At 60.4% G+C, this 22,576-nt stretch carries 19 protein-coding genes and 1 tRNA gene; 9 read left to right on the forward strand and 11 right to left on the reverse strand.

The window, feature by feature from the left end; all coding sequences use genetic code 11:
• Positions 1-125 precede the first annotated feature (125 nt).
• From WDN46_11935 to WDN46_11980, 10 genes are read right to left on the reverse strand one after another with little or no spacing between them, the layout of a single operon-like run.
• Entirely contained in the window at positions 126-848 is a 723-nt protein-coding gene (locus WDN46_11935) for a hypothetical protein (protein MEJ0094115.1), read from the reverse strand.
• Positions 845-1,405 carry a type II secretion system protein GspM gene (gspM, locus tag WDN46_11940; protein MEJ0094116.1) on the reverse strand — a complete coding sequence of 187 codons (561 nt, stop codon included), beginning with the start codon at positions 1,403-1,405 and terminating at the stop codon, positions 845-847. Before gspM ends, WDN46_11935 begins: the two co-directional genes overlap by 4 nt.
• On the reverse strand, positions 1,402-2,568 hold the full coding sequence (locus WDN46_11945; protein MEJ0094117.1) for a PilN domain-containing protein: 1,167 nt from the start codon (positions 2,566-2,568) through the stop codon (positions 1,402-1,404). Before WDN46_11945 ends, gspM begins: the two co-directional genes overlap by 4 nt.
• Before the next feature lie 25 nt (positions 2,569-2,593).
• Positions 2,594-3,622, reverse strand: coding sequence for a type II secretion system protein GspK (locus tag WDN46_11950; protein MEJ0094118.1), 1,029 nt, complete (start codon positions 3,620-3,622; stop codon positions 2,594-2,596).
• Positions 3,623-3,660: 38 nt separating this feature from the next.
• Entirely contained in the window at positions 3,661-4,413 is a 753-nt protein-coding gene (locus tag WDN46_11955) for a prepilin-type N-terminal cleavage/methylation domain-containing protein (GenBank protein MEJ0094119.1), read from the reverse strand.
• Positions 4,410-4,853: a prepilin-type N-terminal cleavage/methylation domain-containing protein gene (locus WDN46_11960; protein ID MEJ0094120.1), complete on the reverse strand. Its 444-nt coding sequence runs from the start codon at positions 4,851-4,853 to the stop codon at positions 4,410-4,412. The genes WDN46_11955 and WDN46_11960 overlap by 4 nt, the downstream gene beginning before the upstream one ends.
• The gene (locus tag WDN46_11965; GenBank protein MEJ0094121.1) at positions 4,831-5,310 is read right to left on the reverse strand and encodes a prepilin-type N-terminal cleavage/methylation domain-containing protein; all 480 of its coding nucleotides are present in this window, start codon (positions 5,308-5,310) and stop codon (positions 4,831-4,833) included. The genes WDN46_11960 and WDN46_11965 overlap by 23 nt, the downstream gene beginning before the upstream one ends.
• Positions 5,307-5,846, reverse strand: a complete 540-nt coding sequence (gspG, locus tag WDN46_11970) for a type II secretion system major pseudopilin GspG (GenBank protein MEJ0094122.1) — start codon at positions 5,844-5,846, stop codon at positions 5,307-5,309. The genes WDN46_11965 and gspG overlap by 4 nt, the downstream gene beginning before the upstream one ends.
• Before the next feature lie 51 nt (positions 5,847-5,897).
• A complete protein-coding gene (locus WDN46_11975; GenBank protein ID MEJ0094123.1) occupies positions 5,898-7,112 on the reverse strand; it encodes a type II secretion system F family protein in 1,215 nt (404 codons plus the stop codon).
• A gap of 39 nt (positions 7,113-7,151) precedes the next feature.
• Positions 7,152-8,834 carry a GspE/PulE family protein gene (locus WDN46_11980; GenBank protein ID MEJ0094124.1) on the reverse strand — a complete coding sequence of 561 codons (1,683 nt, stop codon included), beginning with the start codon at positions 8,832-8,834 and terminating at the stop codon, positions 7,152-7,154.
• An 845-nt stretch (positions 8,835-9,679) separates the two neighbouring features.
• On the opposite strand from WDN46_11980, the gene gspD reads away from it, so the two are divergent.
• From gspD to ppx, 8 genes are all read left to right on the forward strand, one after another.
• Entirely contained in the window at positions 9,680-12,097 is a 2,418-nt protein-coding gene (gene gspD, locus WDN46_11985) for a type II secretion system secretin GspD (protein ID MEJ0094125.1), read from the forward strand.
• On the forward strand, positions 12,094-12,705 hold the full coding sequence (locus tag WDN46_11990) for an A24 family peptidase (GenBank protein ID MEJ0094126.1): 612 nt from the start codon (positions 12,094-12,096) through the stop codon (positions 12,703-12,705). Before gspD ends, WDN46_11990 begins: the two co-directional genes overlap by 4 nt.
• A gap of 7 nt (positions 12,706-12,712) precedes the next feature.
• Positions 12,713-13,336 (forward strand): tetratricopeptide repeat protein, encoded by a 624-nt coding sequence (locus WDN46_11995; protein ID MEJ0094127.1) that lies wholly within the window; start codon positions 12,713-12,715, stop codon positions 13,334-13,336.
• 106 nt (positions 13,337-13,442) lie between these two features.
• Positions 13,443-13,516, forward strand: a tRNA-Gly gene (locus WDN46_12000).
• Between the two features lie 135 nt (positions 13,517-13,651).
• A complete protein-coding gene (locus tag WDN46_12005; GenBank protein MEJ0094128.1) occupies positions 13,652-14,731 on the forward strand; it encodes an enoyl-CoA hydratase/isomerase family protein in 1,080 nt (359 codons plus the stop codon).
• Positions 14,728-15,210, forward strand: a complete 483-nt coding sequence (locus tag WDN46_12010) for a hypothetical protein (protein MEJ0094129.1) — start codon at positions 14,728-14,730, stop codon at positions 15,208-15,210. Before WDN46_12005 ends, WDN46_12010 begins: the two co-directional genes overlap by 4 nt.
• Before the next feature lie 244 nt (positions 15,211-15,454).
• The gene (locus WDN46_12015; protein MEJ0094130.1) at positions 15,455-17,710 is read left to right on the forward strand and encodes an RNA degradosome polyphosphate kinase; all 2,256 of its coding nucleotides are present in this window, start codon (positions 15,455-15,457) and stop codon (positions 17,708-17,710) included.
• Between the two features lie 7 nt (positions 17,711-17,717).
• Complete coding sequence (gene ppx, locus WDN46_12020; GenBank protein MEJ0094131.1) at positions 17,718-19,235, forward strand: exopolyphosphatase; 1,518 nt, start codon at positions 17,718-17,720, stop codon at positions 19,233-19,235.
• Between the two features lie 26 nt (positions 19,236-19,261).
• Here ppx and rnd read toward each other — a convergent pair whose 3' ends face one another.
• Entirely contained in the window at positions 19,262-20,440 is a 1,179-nt protein-coding gene (gene rnd / locus WDN46_12025; protein MEJ0094132.1) for a ribonuclease D, read from the reverse strand.
• Between the two features lie 215 nt (positions 20,441-20,655).
• Here rnd and aspS point away from each other — a divergent pair, with 215 nt between their 5' ends.
• Positions 20,656-22,461 carry an aspartate--tRNA ligase gene (gene aspS, locus WDN46_12030; protein ID MEJ0094133.1) on the forward strand — a complete coding sequence of 602 codons (1,806 nt, stop codon included), beginning with the start codon at positions 20,656-20,658 and terminating at the stop codon, positions 22,459-22,461.
• Positions 22,462-22,576 lie beyond the last annotated feature (115 nt).

The following is a 22,576-nucleotide window of genomic DNA, read 5'->3' on the forward strand; positions in this document are numbered from 1 at the left end:
AAGATCATGCGTTGGAAATGAAGCCGGCATGATCCCGAAAGGGCGCGGTTTTTTTTCGTGTGGCGCTACGCGCTAAAGCTAGGCGATTACATACTGGCTCAGAACGCGGTGTTCGGGACGGCGGGCTACGGCGCCTCAGAAGGCGATCGCAACAGTCGTCTTCCGCCGGCAACCGGCTCAATTGGCGCTGTATCGGAGACCGTTGGAGCTGCGCCGATTGGCTGCGGGTTGGGCACAGGCAGCGTCAGCGTCACCTGTTGGTTGTCTTTCTCGAGCACTGTCGTGCGTAAACCGACCGAACGCACCACCCATCCGTTGTCCTCCTCGCCGACATGAAGGTGGATCGCCGTCTGGCCGGTTGGATCGGTGAAGATTGCGACGTTTCTTTCTCCGCGAAGCACTGTTCCAACTAGGGTAATCAGCGGACGCTCTGGCGCCGCTGGCGCGACGACTGGGGGCGGCGGGACGTATGCAGTCTGGGGGGCAGCCACCGGCAGCGGACGTCGGGAAACCGAAAAGAGGGGGCGCTCGCGCGTCGCCGATAAATCATCAATGGGAATCGACCAAAGCGGATTGCCGTGCTCGGGCTGCGGCTTGGAATGGGCAGACGGAGCAGCCGCTGGGGCAGGCTCCGAATCCGGGTGGTTTACGTCCCCCTGAACTGCGTCGACATGAACCACGTCCGCACGAGCTGCGTCCGCTGGGCCGGGATTTACATGACTCAATTGCGAGTTCGACTGCGTGAGCTCATTGCGGGACGCGTCCGACTCTGGCGGAGACTGCGCCAAGGCCGCAGCAGCCAGCGAAGCAACCGCTGCCGCTAGTAAAATTGCGCCGCGCCGGATCATTTGGTCACTTCCCATTGACCTGTCACGTCGATCTGAACGTGCATTCGCCCACCCTCCTTTTGGGCGCCGGATTGCGATCCCTGGATTATAATCTGCTCAATAAAAAGAAAAGGCATTCCCGCCTCCAGATCATAGAGCAAGGGTTGCAGCGCGGTCTGGTCGACTTCGCAGGTCGCCGAGAGCGTGACATAGCCTTCGCTCGCACGCACGTCATGCAGATCGATTTGCGAAGACAGCACGTTGCCGCCAACCTTATCGACGGCCGCGACGACGCGGCGCTGCAGGTCGGCTCCGGCTATTGTTACTGTTGGACCGTCCAGAAAAGGCGAGCCGGAAAACGGCGAATCGTCGGCGGCCGCTTGATCCCCTGATTTTCCATGTCCCTCCATCGCGGCGAGACGCGCGTTGACGACGGAGAACTCATCGTAATCGTCCTTTAGCCCCGAAAGCGCGAACCAGGAGATGGTCAGCAGAGTCAGCACGACGGCGAGGTAGCCCAAGGTCGCCAAAGCGTATGGCTCGTCAAAACGTTTTATGAGGGAGGTCGCGCTGATCATTGGTTTGCCTGTCGCGAGGGAAAAACGGGCTCCACATGCGCCTCGATGGAGAAATGCGCGCCCGACTCGGACGGCGTCCGCGTCGTGGGCGCGAAAAACGTCGCTTTAGAGAAATGCGGCGTTTGTTCAATGAGGTGGATCAATTCGGGCGGATCGCGCGTGACGCCCACAATTTGAACCTTGTCGCCCTGAATGCGCAATTCGGTCAAATAGGTGTCGTCAGGAAGAATTTGCGATAGCGCGTCGATGACGATGACGCTCGCCGGGGTCTCGTGCTTGCGCTGCTCGAGAATGAGCGCAGCTGGGCTGTCGACCTCGCGTCCCGGCTGACCCCGCGCGGTGCGGCGCTGAGCGATGAGATGGTTGGCGTCGTCCCTCTGGGCTTCGAGCTCGCCTCCCGCGAAGAAGGCAAGCGCCATCGACGCCACGCAAATGACGCCGAGCGCGAGAAGGACGCCGACAAGGACCCGCTTCAATCGGTACGCGTCGCGCGCGCCTTCGATCTTCTGTTCCAATACCTTGAGCGTCTCTTCGCCGGAAACGGCGACCGGAGGGATGGTCGAGATCGTGACGGTTTCAACGCCAAGGCCGGCGATCGCGCCGACGAAAGGCGTGAGCAGAGTCCGCGCCGTCGCGGCGATCGTGACGAGCATCCTCTCGTCGCCGATGTCGGCGGAGGGGCGCCAGCCGAAGACCGCATCAGTCGCGGTCCACGGCGTCAGCCTGTCGATCTGGGCGCGGATGATTCCTTCAAGAAAGTCCGAAGCGCGACGCGGCAGCTCCAGCGGCCGAAACATAAATCGGCTGGGTTGCAGCACGAGCTCAACTTTAGCGCGCGACAGGAGCGGAGCCAATTTCGCCGCAATCCCAGACTCGATGCGCCCGTCGACGATGCGGATTGGATCGCCTGTCCATTGCACCTCCGCCTTTGGCGCGGGCTTTTGCAGCGAGGCGCTTTTCCGCTTCAGAATCTGGAACGCCGAAGCCTTGGGAGTCGAGGTCTCTTGCGGCGCCATTTCTTGCAGCGTGAATGAGCCATCCTTCAGTTCGATCAGCCGCATCATTCGCGTAGGCCGCAACGATTCCCGAAGAGTCAGGATCGCGGATGCGACATGGTCGATCCAGCGAGATGTTGCAGCAAGAATCTTGTCGGCGCGGCTCATGTCAGTTTATTCCTGATCGGCAAAGTCAAAAAGAACCATCGAAATCGTCGCGCCATTCGAGGACGCGATAGGGCTCTGGGTCTTTATCCATAAGAAGAATCACGGCTTCTGCGTTCACCTTGCGGCCGTTGGCGAAGCGAATGGCGACATCGATCCGCGTCGCCTTGCGAGCTTCTACCGAGACATTGTCGGCGGCTTGACCCAACATGGCCACGATCGCTTTCGGATTTTGCGCATCGCGCTGCTGGAGAACGACGTTGACCATATCCGGATTGATATGCGGCAGCGCCTTGACGACCTCTGGCGCAGCCCCGATGACGTCGACCTTTGGCGTTCCGCTGAATACCGTCACGAACGGAAGCGCGCTTTCGACCAATTCCGGCGGCAGCCCCAACACAAACCCCAATTCAGCGACATTCTGGAACGGCCCCAGGCGCGGCCCATAGGCCAGACCGGCATCTTTATAGGCGGCCGCCTCTTTGCTCTCACCTTGGCCTCCGCTGTTTAAGCCCGGACTAGCGTTCTGACTCGCAGCCCCGTTTTGAGCCGGAGCTCCGTTCTGACCCGGAGCCGCATTTTGACCCGCAGCCCCGTTCTGGCCCGCAGCGCCGTTCTGACCGGCAGCTGCGTTCTGACCTGGAAGTCCGACTTTTTTCCGCCATTCGATGATGCGGTCGGCGTAATAGGCTGCGTCGGCGGGCTTTGCTCCGAGCACTGAAAAAAGGCCCGCCAGCAATTCCTTGGGCGCCTCGTTGAGATCGATGCGGGCGCCCTCGGATTGAAACTTCACTGTAATATTCGCGCGGCCGAGTTGAAACCCGAAGTCGCCCGCCCTCGGCCGATCGTCGGCAGTTCCGCTAAGCTGGCGAAAAGCTGTGAGTTCGAGCGCGGCGGATATCAACGCTTCCGCCTGCAACCTTTCTTCGCCGACGCGCGATCCGACTGCCGTATTGGAGACATACAGCCCGTAGACCGACGCAAAGGTTGCGAGCGCGGCGAGGATCCACAACACCGCGACGATAATAAAGCCCTGCTCGCCGCGATCTTGCGGCAAGGCTGAGCGTGCGAAAGACATCGGTTGTAAACGCCGCCTCACAGTCCGGGTCCCCCTGGAGGCTTCGCATCTGCGCCTTCTCCGTCCGGCTGCGCGTCGGCGCCTTTGTCGAGGTGCTGGTTGCATAGCGACTTATCAGTCGCGACGCAGGAGGCGGGCGAATTCACATGGATAAGGGTCGCCGTCGAAACCGTCAGCGTTTCATTCGTGTCCTCATTGCGCAGACTGACGCGAACGGCGGCGGGCAAGGATGCGGCGTCGGTCCATGTGTCTTTCCAAACGCGATCGGTTCCGGCGAAGGAGAATGACGGCCGCAACGGCGCGCGCAGCAGAAGAATCGCATCGGAGAATTTGAAATCGTCGCTGAGGACATCGTTCGGCGCAGGCGAAAACGGCGTCCTGGCGCGGACAAATCCGCCTTCGTCGGCGCTGTCGAAATATCGCACGATCTCAAGGCCCCTCGACTTGCCGTTGGTTGCGGCGTTTGGGCCGATGGCCGACCGCACGAATGTGATGGAGGAGGGCGATCCATAGAAAAGCGGCCGGTCGCTTCCGATGGGCGCGATGAATTCGGCGGCCGCAAGATCCGTGACAATGCGATCAATGGCAAGACCCACCAGCTCGGTTCGCTGCACGCGGTTGAAGCCTGCCTTCCAGCTTGGAGTCCATTGCGCGATGACGGTGGCGAGAATGGAGAGGATGAAGCCCATCAAAGCGACGGCGATGAGCGCCTCAAAAAGCGTGAAGCCTTCTCGCTGCGACGCTCGGTTCGTCAAGGCGCGCAGTTTCATTGCGCGGTCCTCGCCGTCAGGCGCAGAGTAGCAAGCTGGATAGTGGATCCAGAGGGTCTTTGCAGCGTTATGATGACGGTCTGGGGCATCCAATCTTCCGGAGGAGGATTGGCGGTCGGATTCGATGCGGCGGATGCGACGGGGAAAGGTTCGACATCGACCGACCACCTTTGATCGCCGACCTCGCCCGAAAGGTTCCCGGTCGAAAGACTCTTGCGGCTGGGAAGGGCGGTCTCGATCTTACGCAAGGTCTCGACCAATTCCAGGTGCTGGCTGATCTTTCCTGCGCCGCGGATGTTCTTGGCCATCAGCGCTCCAATTGCGCTGAGGCAAATTGCGACGACGGCAAGAGAGACCAGCGCCTCGATAATAGTAAAGCCGGCGCGAGCGTCTTCCTGTTCGAGGAAGTTTTGGGTCTCAGAAGGTTTTGAGCGGGACAATTTCGACGCCTCCGGTCAGCCAGGCGACGCGGACCTCAAGGGTCGAGCCAAGGCGAGAGAGCGAGATCGTTCCGCCGCAAGACATCCCGGACGGAAAAAACTCAATCGTCGTCCCGCTGACGCGTCCGCCGCATTGCTCTGGAAGGACGGCGTGGAAGGCGACGTCGGGCGGCAACTGCACCATACTTGCGCCGGAGCCGGAGCGAATCGTGCCGGCGATCGAATTGAGCGCGGTTTCGACCGGCGCCGCGCGGCGCATCGCGGCGTTGCGGTCGGCCTTGAGCAAGGCCGCCGTCGCTACCGCATAGGCCTCAAGCCGGGTGCGCGAGGTGCCGCTCGGAATGGCTGGCAATATAAGGGCGGCGAGCATCGCAACGATGGCGAGAACGCAGATGACCTCAAGCAGGGTAAAGCCGCTTTCGTCATCGCTTGCCGTTGTGTGCGAGACGCCAATCACCGTCGCTCCCAACTCTTGATGTCGGCGGCGACGCCGGCTCCGCCCTCCTGCCCATCCGAACCTAAAGAGATGATTTCATAAGGGCCGTGATCCGAAGGCGCACGATAGAGATAGGGGTGGCCCCAGGGATCGTTCGGGACGCTTCCGTTCTTCAGATAGGGGCCATTCCAGGCTGTCGCGCCACCGGGGCGCTGCGCCAATGCGGTAAGGCCTTGAGCGGTCGACGGGTAGCGGCCGAGGTCGAGAAAGTAAAGATCGAGAGCGCCAGCAAAACTTTCGATCTGAATCGTCGCGGCCTTGACCTTCGACTCGGACAGATAGTTCAGAACTCGCGGTCCAACGAGACCCATGATGAGGCCGATGATCGTGATGACGACCAGCATCTCAACCAGCGTAAAGCCGTCCTCGCCGCCGCGGGCGGCCGATCGGCCATGGGAGAGATCCACGCGGCGTTTGAACGCAAGCGGCGGCCGCTTATTCATGCCGCCGAAGAACGCATATATCTTCTTCATTGTTGGGACTGCTTCCTGGTTCATCCGATCACGTTCCTTGCCGAGGATTTTCCCTCAACCAACTACTTGTTTTCCTCAACCAACTACCTGGCTAACCGACATAAGCGCGGTCATGATCGAAACGATCAGGCCGCCGACGATGATGCTGATGCCGATGATGGCCGCTGGACCTATGACCCCGACCAGCCGGTCGAGACTTCGTTGCAGCTTATTCTCATAATAGCTGGCGATGCGTTCGGCGAGCATGGGCAATTGGCCGGATTCTTCGCCAAGCCGCAAGGTGCGTATCGCCATTGGCGGAATTGCCTGCGTTTCGCTGAGCGCGTCTGAGAGCTTGCCGCCATGGCGGACGAGATCGACGGTCGCGCGCCAGGCCTCGGAGCGGCCGGTCGTCGCCATCATATCCGCGAGAATTCGCAACGTCGCCGTGAGAGTGACTCCGGCCGCCAGGAGGACGCCGAGGTTGCGGCAAAACACGGCGGTGCGATGGTAGCTTAAAATTTTATTGATCAGGGGCAGGTGAGTGGCCGCATCCATGATCGCGCTGCGCACGCCGGGGCGCCGCAGCAGGAGCCAAAGAGAGACGGCGATCGCGACGAATCCGGCCCCGAGCGCCGCCTTATTGGCCGAGGCGAAATCGGACAGCGCCAGGAAGCCGACCACGATCGGATCGAGTTTGGCGTTGAAATCGCGCAGCACCGCACCGAACTGAGGCAGCACGAAGGTGAGAAAGAAGCTCAGAACGGCGGCGGCGGCGGAGAGAACGAAAGCCGGATAGCGCAACGCCTCGCTGACTTTCGCGCGCAGCGCCTCGGAGCGCACCCTCTCGGCGGTGAGAGCTTCGAGGACGGGAACGAGATTGCCCGATGTTTCGCCAACTCGCACAAGCGCCACATACATTTGCGAAAACAGCGACGGATGATGCGCCAGCGCATCCGCGAAACTCTCGCCGCCAAGAATGGTCGATGTGATCTTGGCGATGGTCGGCCGCAACCGCCCGATGTCGGAGTCGGTCGCAACAAGATCAAGCGCTTCGTTGATGCGGGCCCCGGTCTTCAATAGAAGGGCGAGATCGCCGGTGAAAAATGTCACGTCCTCGGCGCGGGGGCTCGATGCGAATTCGAGGTTCCACTTCGAACCCTTCCGCTTGCCGTCCTCCTGGACGGTTTCGATGGGAATGAGGCCGAGGTATTCAATGCGATGCGCGACTTCAGAGGCGTTCGCAGCTGCGAGCGATCCGCTCACGATTTCGCCGGTCTGGGTCAGAGCCTGATAGCGAAAATTCATCATCTGCAAATGCTCGGCATGTCGAGAAGCTTCTGGATTATGTTAGCGGATTGTCGTGACGCGAAGAACCTCTGCGGTCGAAGTCACGCCGGCGCGGCATTTGGCCACGGCATCCTCGACCATGGTGATCATGCCGGATTTCCGCGCGGCAAGATCTATCTTGTGCGCATCGGCCTGCGGACCAACGAGTTCATACGCCTCGCCCTTCAATTCCAGCGTTTCGAAAATTCCATTACGGCCGCGATAGCCTATGCCGCCGCATCGCTCGCAGCCCACCGGCTCATAGACGACATCGCCCGCCTTGAAGCCAAGCGCGCTATAGCGCGGGTCAAGCGACATATCTTCGGCGGTCAGCGTCCGTTTGGCCTTGCAGCGATCGCAAAGAACGCGAACGAGGCGCTGCGCGATGACCGCGCGCAGCGTGGATTTCAACAAAAAGCCTTCGACGCCGAGATCAAGCAGGCGGGGAATGGCGGCCGCAGCGGACTCGGTATGTAGGGTCGTCAGCACGAGATGGCCCGTCAGCGCCGCGTTAACGGCGATGCTCGCAGTTTCGGAGTCGCGTATTTCGCCAACCATGATCACATCGGGATCCTGGCGGACGAATGCGCGCATCGCCGTCGCGAAAGTGAGGCCAATCCCTGCTTTTACTTGGCTTTGGTTGACTCCCGGTATTTCATATTCGACGGGATCCTCGATCGTCAGGATTTTCCGCGACGGATCGTTGAGAAGGGAGAGCATCGTCGCGAGCGTTGTCGTCTTTCCGCTGCCGGTCGGTCCGGTGATGATGATCATGCCATGCGGCAGACCAAGCAGGCGCTGCAAGGTTTTTTCATCTGACGCCGACAGTCCGAGTCTTGCGACGTCGAGCAGTCCGCGATCCTGCTGGAGCAAGCGGAGAACCGCGGATTCGCCGTGCTGCGTCGGCATGGTGGCGACGCGAATGTCGACGTCCGAGCGGCCGATGCGCTGGCGAGCGGCGCCGTCCTGCGGCAGCCGTCGTTCGGCGATATTGAGGCCGGCGAGAATTTTTATGCGCGAGATGAGCGCTTGCGGCAAGGCGTCAACCGGGGCCGGCACCGCGCGCAGCAATCCGTCGATCCGCATGCGCACTGTAAGACCGTTGCGAAAGGGCTCTATGTGGATATCGCTCGCGCGCAGCTCAACCGCTTTTTCGAGAAGATCATTGACGGCCCGAACGACCGGCGCGCCGCTTGCGAGATCCCGCAGGCTTTCGATGTCGTCGTCGGCGCTGGCTTGCGAGCGCCTCGTATCCTGCGCCGGGGCCTCTTCGGTTCCAAGTCGCTCGCTGAGGATGGTCGCGATGTCTTCAAATGAGGCGATCTCGACTGTGACGGCGCCTCCGAGAACAATTTCAGCCGCGCGCACGGCGGCGTGGTCGCTTGGATCGGCGACCGCGAGTTTGAACTGGCCTTTCGGCATTTCGAAAGGAAACACCGCCGTCTCGCGCAGGAAACGCGACGAAAATCGATCCGCCAAAGCCGTCGCTGCGACAAGTTGAGGCAGGTTTAGCCTGCGCATCCCGTAAAAATGCGCGACTTCATCGGCAAAGCTGTTCGCCGAAAGTTCCGTCGCTTCCCAAAGCTTTCTCAGGCTCGGCTCGGATCGCGAGTCTTTGGAGGCGGACGCAACGACGCTGTCGGATGAGACGTATTTTTTGTTGACGAGATGCGCTGCGAACTCGTCCGCAAGATAGGGGGTCATGGCTTCATGCCTGCGCAGGTCGAGAGTGGCCAGCGTCTTTTAAGACGCCAAATCTGTCGCCGGACAAGCGAAATTTAACCGAAGCTACGAAGCTGATTGCGGCCGCGCGCGCGCCTTGGCGGGTCGGCGCAGCCGGCGCGGCGGGGACTACGCCGGACAACGCAGTTCGCCGGCGGTCTCGGCGCGATAAACGCCGGCCCCCGCTCCCTTTTGGAGATTGGAGCGTCCAAACTCGAGGACGAAGGATGGATGTCATATTTCAGCTTTGTTTCTTCTTTCAACTCAAGACGCTAACAAAAAATGCCTATAAAACAGTTCAGTAAGAGGCATTCTATTAGAATATGAGTCTATCTTGAATATAGGCGTCACATTTCTGCAGCATTGCCTAGATCGGAAAGTGTCGTTATCTAATTAAGAATGGCGGATTTCAACATATGTCAAGTTACATCGCCTATTGAAAGATTACAGAAAAGACATGAATCGGAGGAGGGCTCCGCCGACGCCAGCGAACATTTATACATTCTCAGCGCGGCGTCGTCAGCAATTCACGTGCATTTTATCTCCTGAGAGGGGCCTCTACCGGCGGACTTAGCGCATGTTTATGACGTTTTTTCGATGACGTCGCGGCCAAAGCCTAATCGCTGTCGTCAGCATTCGAGGGCAGCATAGAGCCAGCTCCCAAGATTAACTCTATTTAATGATCGCGCGAAATTTGGTTGTAGTGCTGGTTGTCGTTATTTGCTATCTGCTTTTCTCGCCCGCGTGATCAGAGCGCTTTTTCTTCAGGTACGTTTGTGTTCAGTTTCTTCAATAGCGTTCGAGTTCGCCCTCTGCGTCGCCACGCGATGTCCAGCGCTCTGTTTGCGTTTGTCGTCGCCGCGCTGTCTGCCTGTTCGCAGTACCAGCCGGTTATCGGCGGCGGCAATGAGTCCCCCGACGCGCTGGATACAGTCCGCGGCGAGGATCTGCAGCCGCGGTTTCCGCAAGCGACCAGAACGGCCAACACCGGATCAGCGCACGATCAGCGCGCCGCCGTTTATTATGGAAGCGCGGTTCCGGCGACGCCGCAGTCGGGCGGCGGTGCGGGCGGCGGCGGGGCGCCCGGCGAGGGCGTCGATCTGAACTTCGAAAATGCTCCGGTGACCGCGGTCGCCAAGGTCATTCTCGGCGATATTCTCGGCGTCGGCTATTCGATCGATGCTCGCGTGCAAGGCTCAATTACCCTGTCATCAGGGCGGCCGGTTCCGAGATCCAATTTGCTGTTCGTTCTTGAGAGCGCCCTCCGTGCGAACAATGCGGTTCTAACCCATGACGCCGGCGGCTATCGCATTCTTCCGCTGGATGACGCGGTCGGCAACGGCGGCGTCGACCGCGCGTCATCCGGTCATGAAACGGAGGCCGGATACGGCGTGACGGTCGTGCCGGTGGAGCATGTCTCTGTGCAGACGATCATGAAGCTGCTGGAGGGCTTTGCGACGCGGCCCGGAGCAATCCGCGCCGACCCGTCCAACAATCTCATCATCGTCATCGGCAACGGCGTCGAGCGCCGCTCCGCCGTCGATACTATTCTCAGCTTCGACGAAGATTGGATGCGCGGCCAATCGGTCGGCATTTTCCCGGTTCATAACACGACGCCCGAACCCGTGATCGCCGAACTTGAGAAAATCCTGGATTCCGGCGAATCCGGCCTCAGTCAGAATCTCGTCAAACTGCAACCCATGGCCCGCTCGAACGCTATTCTGGTAGTGGCGCGGAAGCCGGAGTTGCTGCGCATAACCGGAACCTGGATCAGCCGTCTCGACGGCTCCGCCACGGCGAGCACGGGAGTAAAAGTCTATCGCGTCCGATACGGCGATGCGCGCCAGATCGCCAAGCTGCTGAATGATTTGTTTGTCGGAAGCGGCGGCGGCGGCCTCGATTCGGCTTCCAATCAGCTTGCCCCGGGCGGCGGATTGACGACGGTGGACCGGCTAACGGGCGGCGCGCCGGCTTCCGGCTCTGGCGGAGCCTCGGGCGGACTTGGATCGAGTTCGGGAGGCGGAATGGGATCCGGAGGCGGGCTCGGTTCAAGCGGATCTTCAGGCGGCCTTGGAGCTGGTTCGTCGGGTGGGCTCGGTTCAGGATCTTCAAGCGGCGGCTTTGGATCTAGCGGCGGAAGCCAATCGCCATTTGGCGGCCTCGGCGGCGGCTCCGCGGGTGGGGCAGGATCAGGATCGGGCGGCGGCCCTGGCGGCGGCGACGGCTTTAGTCCTTCTGGCGGAGGGGCAAGCAAAGGACCGAATCTATTGCCGGGAGTCCGCATCATGGCCGACATCCCCAATAACGCGGTCGTGATCTACGCCAATCAGGAGAGTTACCACATCATCGAGAAGGCTCTGGACCAGCTCGACCGCCCCCAGTTGCAGGTCGCGGTCGACGTCACCGTCGCCGAAGTCACGCTCACGGACGCGCTCACTTATGGCGTCCAGTTCTTCTTAGGGCATACCCTCGCGTCCTCCGGCACCAATGCAGCTACCGGCACCGCCCAGACATCTCAAATCGCGACCATGGGCGTCGGCAATATAGCTCCTCCCGGCACGCTGCCTTTGCAGCCGGGGGCCGGCTTCAACCTGCTGCTTGGCTCGCAATTTACGCCGAATGTCGTCCTGAACGCCTTGCACCAATACACAGACACCAAGATTCTCTCCAATCCCTCTCTCGTCGTCATCGACAACGGGGTTGCGTCTCTTGAAGTCGGCGATCAGATTCCGATCCAGACCGGTTCCGCGACTGTGCTGTCCGCCAATAACGCCGTCGTCAACACGATCGACTACAAAGATACGGGCATCCTTCTGCATATCCAGCCGCGCATCAACGCCAACGGGAATGTCCTTCTCTCAATCGAACAGGAGATCAGCGAGGAGGGGACCATTTCCGCCCTCGGCCCGACGTTCAGCGATCGCAAGGTCAAGAGTACGATCATGGTCCCGAACGGTCAGACCGTGCTGCTCGGCGGACTGATCCAGGATAACCACAACTCGAACCGCGCGGGGGTTCCCGTCGTTGACCAAATTCCGGTCATTGGCAATTTCTTCAACAATAGCGCGGTGAAAAATATAAATCGCACGGAGCTGATCATCTTCATCCGCCCGCAGATCATTCGCGATAGCGTCGACGCCTCTTTCGTCGCCGAGGAGCTTCGCTCCAAGTTGCGCGGCAATAAGGTCGGGTCGGTCTATCCGCAGGGCGCCGTCGAACCAAATCCGCCCCGGGCGCTCCAATGAATTGGCTAAGCCGCGCAACGCCATGCGCTCGCCGCCTCGCGCCATGGTCGGACCAGGATCTCGTCAAATATTGTTTTCTTGCAGCGGTCGGCTGCGCCATGGCGATCGCGAGCCTCGCCTCGGCTCCGGGCCGCGCGGGATGGTTTGGCGCCGCATTGGCGCTTTTGATGCTGGCGATCGCCGTCGTTGACGCGCATCGCTTCATCATCCCCAATGGGCTGAGCCTCGCCGCCCTCCTGCTGGCTTTGGCGAATGCCTCGGAGGGAAGCCCGCAGGAAATGTCAGGCGTCGTCATGGCTTTGCTGCGCGGCGTCGTTCTTGGACTTGCATTCCTTGCGCTGCGCGAAATTTACCGCCGGCTGCGCGGTCGCCAGGGAATCGGGCTCGGCGACGTCAAACTCGCCGTTGTGGCGGGCGCGTGGCTTGATTGGACTTTAATTCCGGTGGCGATCGAACTCGCGGCGCTTTCCGCTCTGGCGGTCTATGGGGTCCGCCAACTTGTCCACCGGCGTTCGCTTCGCCTCACTGTCAGATTGCCGTTTGGGCTGTTTTTTGCGCCGGCGATTTGGCTATGCTGGCTGCTCGACGTACGCGTTTTGCAATTCTGAGGGCGCTATGGCCATCAAAAGTTCCATTCTGAAACAAGCAGTCGCGACGCTGCGGCGGCGGGCGTCGCGGGGGGGAGCGCGAGTCGCGGTCGCGACCTTGCTGTGCGTCTCAGGCGCTTTCCAGAGCGTTGCGGCGGATCGGTTGGCGGAGGCGAGCGCCGCCGCCGCCGCTCATGACTATTTCCGAGCGGCGCGTATATTTCTCGATCTCGCCGCTCAGGGCGACCCCAGGGCTCAGGCCTATCTCGGCTTCATGTACGCCCATGGCGAGGGCGTGCCGCAAAATTACGTTGTGGCGGCCCAGTGGTATCGCTGCGCCGGCGGACAGGGTAATCCCAACGCGCAGTACGAACTCGGGCTGATGTATGACATCGGCCAAGGCGTTCCGCAGGATTATGTCCTGGCTTACACATGGTTGGATCTTGCAGTTGCAGGCGCTGGCCCCGAGCGGGCGCACTGGACGCCTGTCCGCGATGCGGTCGCTTCAAAGCTGAGCCTCGCGGAACGATTGAAGGCGCAGACCTTGGCCATCGAGGGACCGCCGCCAAAGCCCTGTCTGCCGCTTGTCGCCGGCTATGGAGGGCCGGGGGCGGGTATCGTTCCGCCCATCCCGATTCCCGGTCTTCAATGACTGCCATTGGGCCGCGGCTGATGCTTTGACACCGTGCGATAGGATAGCGTATAGCGGATTCATCGAACTTGGAGCCGCTTTGCAGCTTCAGGAAACTGACGCTGATGCGGGTGTAGCTCAATGGTAGAGCAGCAGCCTTCCAAGCTGAATACGAGGGTTCGATTCCCTTCACCCGCTCCAGAGTTTTCAGATACTTACGTTTCTTCGTTCGGAATCGCCGGGCTTACGGTTCGGAACCAGTTTCAATTTTGTTCCGGCGCGGCCTCCTTTGAGGCGCCGCCGCTGGCGGCCAACGCAACGCCAGTTTGATGAACGATGCCCAATCCGGAAATTAGAATAGAGACAGCCGGCCATTGCGGCGTCATTACGCTCGATCGTCCTGAAGCGCTCAATGCGCTCACTCTGACGATGGTCCGGGCTATCGCCTGCGCGCTCGACTCCTGGGAAAATGATCCCGCCGTTCGCTGCGTCCTCATCAGGGGCGCGGGAAGCCGCGCGTTTTGCGCCGGGGCCGACATCAGGATTTTATACCAGCTGGGAAGGACAGGGCAGGGCGCCGAACAACTTGCTTTCCTGCGGGAGGAATATCTTCTCAATCGCCGCATCAAGTTCTACCCCAAGCCCTATGTCGCTCTGGCGGATGGAATCGTCATGGGCGGCGGCGCGGGCCTATCTGTGCATGGCGCGCATTGCGTGGCGGGCGATACGTTCACTTTCGCCATGCCGGAAGTGCGAATCGGATTTTTCCCCGACGTTGGAGCGACTTTTTTTCTGCCGCGTCTGCCTGGCAAGGCGGGCGTCTACCTCGCACTGACGGGCGAGCGCATAGATTGCGGCGATGCGATCGCGCTGGGGCTCGCCAGCGCCTACGTCCCGTCATCCCGGCATGCGACGCTCACTCAGAGACTGATCGACGGCGAGGATCCAGCAGCCGCGATTGCGGCGGAAAGCGCGCCGCCGCCGCCTTCATCGCTGACCGGACAAAGGCATTTTATCGATGGCTGTTTCGCCGGGGGAACGGTTCCAGCGATCCTCGAGGCGATTGATGGAGCCGTCTGCGGCGGATCGGAGTTCGCTCGCGCGGCCTACGCCACGATCCGTTCGAAATCGCCGACGAGTCTTGCCATCGCGCTCCGACAAATGCAGATTGACGGTAAGCTCGACCTCGATGAGGCCCTGCGCGCCGAATTCCGCATAGCTGCGCGCCTCGTCAAGAGCGCCGATTTTTATGAGGGGGTCCGCGCGACCCTCATCGACAAGGATTTCCGCCCGCAATGGAGTCCGGCGGAAATCAATGCAGTCAAACCGGCTGACATTGACGCTTATTTCGCGCCCCTTCTGTATCGTTCTGAAGGGGAGGAGCTGGAGTTTCCCGGGCTGGCCGTTAACCGATGAAATTTTTGAAAGGCCTCGACAGAAAAACGGAGCGCGCCGATTCCGGCGCCGCAATCCGGCTTGGCGACGGCGGTCGCGAACTTGGCGAAGGCGTCTCTTGGGGCCTGATCCTCGTGCTTTTCATGCGTTTGCTGGCGCTGCTCTGGGTCTTTCAGGGATTGACCCAATGGGGCGCGATTTTGCTGCCGCGGCAGGCTTTGCTTGAGAACGTGACGCCGATATGGGGCGCGGCAGTGATTTTTTTCGCAATCATCGATCTCGTCGCGGCGGTCGGCCTCTGGCTTGCGACGCCCTGGGGCGGCGTGCTTTGGCTGTTTGGAGCCGTCGCACAAATCGTCGTCGCTCTCGCAATCCGGTCTTTTTTCAATATGGCTTGGATCGCCGTCAATTGCGTCTTGATCGTCGCCTATTTTGTCCTGACTTGGCAGGCGGTCCAATCCGGTGCAACTTTTAAAATGCGGAAGCGGCGTTTGATTTGAGCTATCGCGAGCAGCTTGCTCGCGATCCGTTAATAGATGAAGCGCGGTCACGCTGGCGTCATGAAGAATGGCGAAATTCCAGTCATATTTGAACGAGGAGGCTATATTGAGCTCGCAGGCGGATCGCCCCAATCCTGTCGAAGTCAAACGTGCGACCGAGTCGCAACGCGTTGCAAAGCAGAACGCGGGCGTCGCAGCCGACCGCAAAGAGCCAGCTTCCAAAGAACCAGCTTCCTCGGAGAAGATCGCTCAGCCCGTTCTCAACGCCGGATCGGCTTTGCGCGCCGAGAAGATCGCCCTCGAGGCGTCCTCCGCTGGCGCGGCTTCGCTCGCGGACGAATCCGGCGTCTTCCCAGAAACGGCCGCCGACCTCTCGCAATCGCCGCACCGCTTCATCAATCGCGAACTGTCGTGGCTCGAATTCAATCGGCGGGTCTTGCAGGAAGCCTCCAATCGCAATCATCCGCTGCTCGAGCAATTGCGCTTCCTCTCGATCTCGGCCACCAATCTCGATGAATTTTTCATGGTCCGCGTCGCTGGCTTGCGCGGTCAGTTGCGCGCCGGCGTTGCGATCCTCTCGGAGGATGGACTGACGCCGCCCGAGCAGCTTGCTCGCATCCGCGAGCGCGTCACTCTTCTGACGGTGGAGCAGCAGCGCCGCTGGCGTGAGCTCCGCGTAGAACTCGACGACGCAGGAATAAAACTGGTCGACCCGTCCGAACTGAGCGAGGCTGAAAAGGCCTGGCTCGAGCAGCATTTTCTATCGCATATCTTTCCAGTGTTGACGCCGCTGGCCATTGACCCCGCGCATCCTTTCCCGTTCATCCCGAATTTCGGCTTTACCATCGCGCTGGAGTTGATTGGACCAACAGACAGCAAAAACTCCAAAGCTCTCATTCGCCTGCCGGCCAAGATCCAGCGCTTCATTCGCCTGCCGGACGGTCCCATCGACAAAAATCAACGCTTCGTGGCGCTCGAAAGCGCGATCGGCTTATTCACGCAAAGCCTGTTTCCCGGCTATCACGTGCGTGGACTGGGGCTCTTCCGGGTCATTCGCGACAGCGATCTCGAAGTCGAGGAGGAGGCCGAGGATCTCGTGCTTTTGTTCGAAAGCGCTCTGAAACGCCGCCGTCTCGGCTCGGTCATCAGGCTTGAATTCGACAGCATCATGCCGGAAGAGTTGCGCACTTTCGTCGCCGAGGAACTCGACGTCGTGCCGGAGGAAGTCTTTATCCTCGATGGAATGCTGGCCCTGAATGAACTGTCCGAACTCGTCGGCCTCGATCGGCCCGAGCTCAAGTTCAAACCCTATAATCCGCGATTTCCAGAGCGTCTGCGCGATAATGGCGGCGATTGTTTCGCCACCATCAAGCAGAAAGACCTCGTCGTTCACCACCCCTATGAATCCTTCGACGTCGTGGTTCAGTTTCTCAACCAGGCCGCCGCTGATCCCAATGTCGTCGCCATCAAGCAGACGCTCTATCGCACCTCCTCGGACAGTCCGATCGTGCGCGCCCTCATTGAGGCGGCGGAAGCGGGTAAGTCGGTCACGGCGCTAGTGGAGCTCAAGGCGCGTTTTGACGAAGCGGCCAATATCCGCTGGGCGCGCGATCTCGAGCGCGCCGGCGTGCAGGTTGTTTTCGGCTTCATCGAATTGAAGACGCACGCCAAATTGTCCATGGTCGTTCGACGCGAGAGCGGCGGACTGACGACCTACTGTCATGTCGGCACAGGTAATTATCACCCCGTCACGGCGAAGATCTACACCGACATCTCGTTCTTCACCGCCGATCCCGCGATTGGCAGGGATATCTCGCGTATCTTCAACTACATCACCGGCTACGCGGAGCCGGCCCGCCTCGAACTCATGGCGGTTTCGCCGATTTCGCTGAAAGCGCGTCTGCTCCAGCACATCGCGGAGGAAATCGCCTTCGTGAAGGCCGGCAAGCCGGGCGCAATCTGGGCGAAATGCAATTCTCTCGTCGACCCTGAAATCATCGACGCTTTTTACGAGGCGAGCCGCGCCGGCGTCAAAATCGATCTCGTCGTCCGCGGAATCTGCTGCCTGCGGCCGGGAGTGCAGGGGCTTTCCGAAAACATCCGGGCCAAATCGATCATCGGCCGCTTCCTCGAGCATGCGCGGGTCTATTGCTTCGGAGGCGGTCACGACCTGCCGCATCCGAAGGCGCATGTCTATATTTCTTCCGCCGATCTGATGCAGCGCAATCTCGACCGGCGCGTCGAGGTCATGGCGCCGATCCTCAATCCGACCGTGCATGAGCAGATCCTCGATCAAATCATGGTCGCCAATCTGATCGACAATCAGCAAAGCTATAGGGTCTTGCCGGATGGCTCCAGCGCGCGCATACATGCGCCGCCGAACGAAGAACCGTTCAACGCCCATTCCTACTTCATGACGAACCCGAGTCTGTCCGGTCGTGGCAAATCTCTCAAAACGTCAAGTCCCAAAACCCTCTTCAAGCGGCTGGAGAGCCGCTGAACCGCCCATGCCCGAAGACCATTCAGGCGTTGCGCCGGACGATCCGATAAAGCAGCCGGTCGCAATCATCGACATTGGCTCGAACTCGGTTCGTCTTGTCGCCTATGAGAGTCTTAGCCGTTCGCCGCGGCAGATCTTCAATGAAAAATCTCTCTGCGCGCTCGGCAATGGCGTTGCTACGACGGGCCGGCTGCCGAAGGGCGGCATGGAGAAGGCGCTCGCGGCGCTGCGTCGATTCAGGGTGATGAACGACCTGCTTAAAGTTGGGGAGTTGCATGTTCTGGCGACCGCTGCGGCGCGCGACGCCTCGAACGGCCCTGAATTCCTTGAGGCGGCGACGCAAGCGATAGGCGCGCCGATCGACCTATTGTCAGGAGATCGCGAGGCGGAGCTGTCGGCGCTTGGCGTCATCTCGGGAATCAACAAGCCCGACGGCGTCGTCGGCGACCTCGGCGGCGGCTCCCTCGAACTCATCGACGTCAAAGGCTCCCAGCTTAGCAAAGGCGCGACCTTGCCGCTCGGCGGCCTCACCCTGATGGACGCTTCAAACAACTCGACCCGCGCCGCCATGAAAATCGTGCGCGAGGCCCTCGCCGATTCGCGCATTGTCGAACGGCTCGCCGGGCGCACCTTCTATGCGGTTGGCGGCACCTGGCGGGCGCTCGCCAAGCTGCACATGAGCCAACGCAATTACCCGCTGACCGTGATGCATGGCTACATCATACCGGCGCGGGACGCCGCCGATTTCGCCGGTCTTGTCGAGCGGGTCAATACCGACACCCTGATGTCGATCGAGTCAGTGAGTTCGGGCCGCCGGCCGCTGCTTCCCTATGGCGCGGTCGTGCTGGAGGAGATCATTCGCCGCGCGCAGCCGAAAGAGATCATGATTTCCACGGCCGGCGTGCGGGAAGGGCTGCTTTATGAAAAGCTCGATTTAGAGCAGCGGCGGCAGGATCCGCTCATCGTCGCGGCGGCCGAAGCCAATTCCCTGCTTGCGCGCGCGCCGCGTCATGCCGATGATCTCCGCGCCTGGACCGACCGTTTCATGAAATCCTCGCATCTGGAGGAAACGTCTGAGGAAAGGCGGTTGCGTCACGCCGCTTGCCTGCTGGCGGATGTGAACTGGCGCGCTCATCCGGACTATCGCGCCGAGGAGGGGCTCAACCTCGTCGAGAACATGGCCTTGACCGGCGTTGATCACCCCGGCCGGTCATTTCTCGCATTGACCATTTCCTATCGCTATCTTGGCCTTGACGAAGACGTCAGTCCGCAACTCCGCACGCTGGTGTCTTCGCGAATGCTCGACAGGGCGCGCATTCTGGCCGCGTCGGCCCGCCTTGCTTATCTCGTCTCCGCCGCCATGCCCGATGTTTTGCCGCGCGCGCCGGTTGCCTGCGTCGCCAACAAGGTAGTCTTGACGCTCCCGGCCGATCTCGCCGATCTTGTCAGCGACAGGCTATACAACCGTCTGAAGCAGCTGGCGCGGCTCATCGGGCGCGAGCCAGTCGTCTCGATCGCCGGGTGAGCGCATAAGCCCGGACCGGGAGGCAATTATTCCGCGGCTTTCTCGCGCGGCTCGGCCTCTTGCCATTCGAGGGTGACAACCCGGCCCTGTTCGACGGTCAGCGCCAGACGGCCATATTTCAATTCCAGCGCCTTTGCGCCGAATAATTCGCGTCGCCAACCGCTTAAAGCCGCGACCTTGGCGTCGTCCTCCGCGGCGATGGCTTCGAGATCCTCGACCGTCGCAATCATTTTGGTTGCGACGCCGTGACTCTCGCTGACATGGCGCAGCAGCACTTTCAACAATTCGACCGTTGCGCCATTGCCGCCGGAACGCCGTTCGCGATCCAGCTTCGGCAGGGTTTTGGGGTCGCGAGCAAGGCCTCGCTCGATCGCCGCAAGAATATCGACGCCCCCGCGCGAGCGCTCCATGCCGCGCGGAAAAGCGCGCAAATTGCCCAGGGCGTCCGCCGTTCGGGGCGCGGCAAGCACCAGCTCGATAAGAACATCATCCTTGAGCACCCGCGAACGCGGCACATCGCGCGCCTGCGCCTCGGCTTCGCGCCATGCGGCCACCTCCATCAGCACGCCGAGATCGCGCGGCTTCCGCACCCGGTTTCGGAAGCGCTCCCAGGCATTATCTGGATGCTGCTCGTAAGTTGACGCCGAAGTCAGCAGCGCCATCTCATCGCTGAGCCAGGGAAGCCTGCCTGTCTCCTCCAGCTTCTGGCCCAGGAACACGTAGATGTCGCGCAGATAGGTGACGTCGGCGATGGCGTAATCGACCTGCGCCGGCAGCAGCGGGCGCCGCGACCAATCCGTAAACCGCGACGATTTATCCAGAGTAACCTTGGCGATGGTCTGAACGAGATCGCCATAGGAGATTTGATCGCCGAACCCGCAGACCATGGCGGCGACTTGCGTGTCGAACAGCGGGGCAGGGATAATCTTAGCCAGATTCCAAATGATTTCAATATCTTGTCTGGCGGCGTGAAACACTTTTGTGAGCTTGGGATCAGCCATCAGCTCGAAAAAAGGCGTCAAATCGAGCCCTTCCGCCATGGCGTCGATGGCGATTGCTTCCTCGGGCGAGGCGAGCTGGACGACGCAGAGCCACGGCCAGAAGGTCGTTTCCCGCAAAAATTCGGTGTCGACCGTTACGAAGGGGTGCGTCGCGAGGCGTCGGCAGACCTCCGCTAGGGATTGCGTTGTCGAAATAAGGCTCATATTCGCTCAATAAAGCAAAGCCGCGCAGGCGCCTATAGGCACAAACGCGGTTCGTTCGGCCTTCGCCTCGCGCCCTGCGGGAGGTTGCGGCAGACCTCGCGGCCTTCGCAGAGGCGCGCCTTGACATAATCCCCGGCCCATGCGGTTCTCCGCGCTCCGCGAAGGCCGCAAGGCTTCATCGCCCATGGCTTTGACCTCTTTCACGTGATGAGATGATGCACCGCTACCGTTCCCATACTTGCGGCGACCTGCGCGAGGCGCTGGCCAACGAAACGATCCGACTGTCTGGCTGGTGTCATCGCGTTCGCGATCATGGCGGCGTGCTGTTCATTGATCTGCGCGACCACTACGGCGTCACCCAATGCGTGGTCGACCCCGATTCCAATGCTTTCGCGCTCGCCGAGAAATTGCGCTCCGAATGGGTGATTCGCGTCGACGGCGTCGTGCGCCACCGTCCCGCCGGCACCGAAAACGCAGAAATGCCGACCGGCCTGATCGAAGTCTATGTGACGGAAATCGAGGTTCTTGGACCCGCCGCCGAATTGCCGGTTCCCGTCTTCGGCGACCAGAATTATCCCGAAGACATGCGGTTGCGCTATCGTTTCCTCGATCTTCGGCGGGACAAGCTGCATCAGAACATTATGTTGCGCGGAAAAGTCATCGACTCGCTGCGCGCGCGCATGAAAACGCAAGGCTTTTTCGAGTTTCAGACGCCGATCCTTACCGCGTCGAGCCCGGAAGGCGCGCGCGATTTCCTGGTGCCCTCACGTCTCCACCCTGGAAAATTCTACGCTTTGCCGCAGGCGCCGCAGCAATTCAAACAGCTGCTCATGGTGGCGGGTTTCGATCGCTATTTCCAGATCGCGCCCTGTTTCCGCGACGAGGATCTGCGCGCCGATCGAAGCCTTGAATTCTACCAGCTCGATATCGAGATGAGCTTCGTCACGCAAGAGGATGTTTTCGTTACAGTTGAGCCGGTTCTGCGCGGCATATTCGAGGAATTCAGCGAAGGCTTTGCGGTGACGCAGAAATTCGCGAGAATTCCCTATGCCGAGGCGATGCTGAAATATGGTTCGGACAAGCCGGATCTGCGCAATCCCCTGATAATCTCGGATGTTACAGAAGAATTTTCGCGCGACGATGTAAGCTTTAACGCTTTCAAAAACGTCATCAAAGCAGGTGGCGTCGTGCGCGCCATCCCAGCGACCGGCGCAGCCGCGCAGCCGCGCTCTTTCTTCGACAAGCTCAATGATTGGGCGAAAGGCGAGGGCGCCGCGGGGCTCGGCTATGTGATTTTTGAGGGCGAGGCCGACGCGCTTGTCGGCAAAGGCCCGATCGCCAAATTTTTGCCCGCGGATGTGCAGCGAAGCATCGCGGCGAAGGCGGGCCTCAAAGCTGGCGACGCCGTGTTCTTCGCGTGCGATCAGGAGGAAAAGGCCGCAAAACTCGCCGGAGCCGCTCGTTTGCGCATCGGCGCGGAGTTGAAGCTGTCGAATACAGGCGTTTTCGAATTTTGCTGGATCGTCGATTTCCCGATGTACGAATGGAACGAGGACGAAAAGCGGATCGATTTTTCGCATAACCCCTTTTCAATGCCCAATTTCGATCATGACGCGTTCCTCGCGCTCGACCCATCAGACAAAAAGACCATTCTCGGCATAAACGCCTTCCAATATGACATTGTCTGCAACGGCTACGAATTATCCTCTGGCGCGATCCGCAATCATCGTCCCGACATCATGCGCAAGGCCTTCGCGCTTGCTGGATATGATGAGCAGGTGCTGGAGCAGAAATTCGGCGGAATGTATCGAGCGTTCCAATTTGGCGCGCCGCCGCATGGCGGAATAGCGCCCGGCATTGATCGCATCGTCATGTTGCTGGCGGCTGAAGAAAATTTGCGCGAGATCGTGGCGTTTCCGATGAACCAGCGCGGCGAAGATCTGCTGCTCGACGCGCCCTCCGACGTCTCCTTGAAGCAGTTGCGCGAATTGCACATCCGGCTGAACTTGCCGGAGAAATAGAGCGGCGCTTGGGCGACTCCGCGATTGTGATTAAAAGTGAGGCGCCTGCTCGATAACCGAAGCTATCGCCCGCAGCGAATGATTGCTATTCTTCGCGCGGGCCTGTTGGCGGCTT

The organism is Methylocella sp. (assembly GCA_037200525.1).
Classification (GTDB): domain Bacteria; phylum Pseudomonadota; class Alphaproteobacteria; order Rhizobiales; family Beijerinckiaceae; genus Methylocapsa.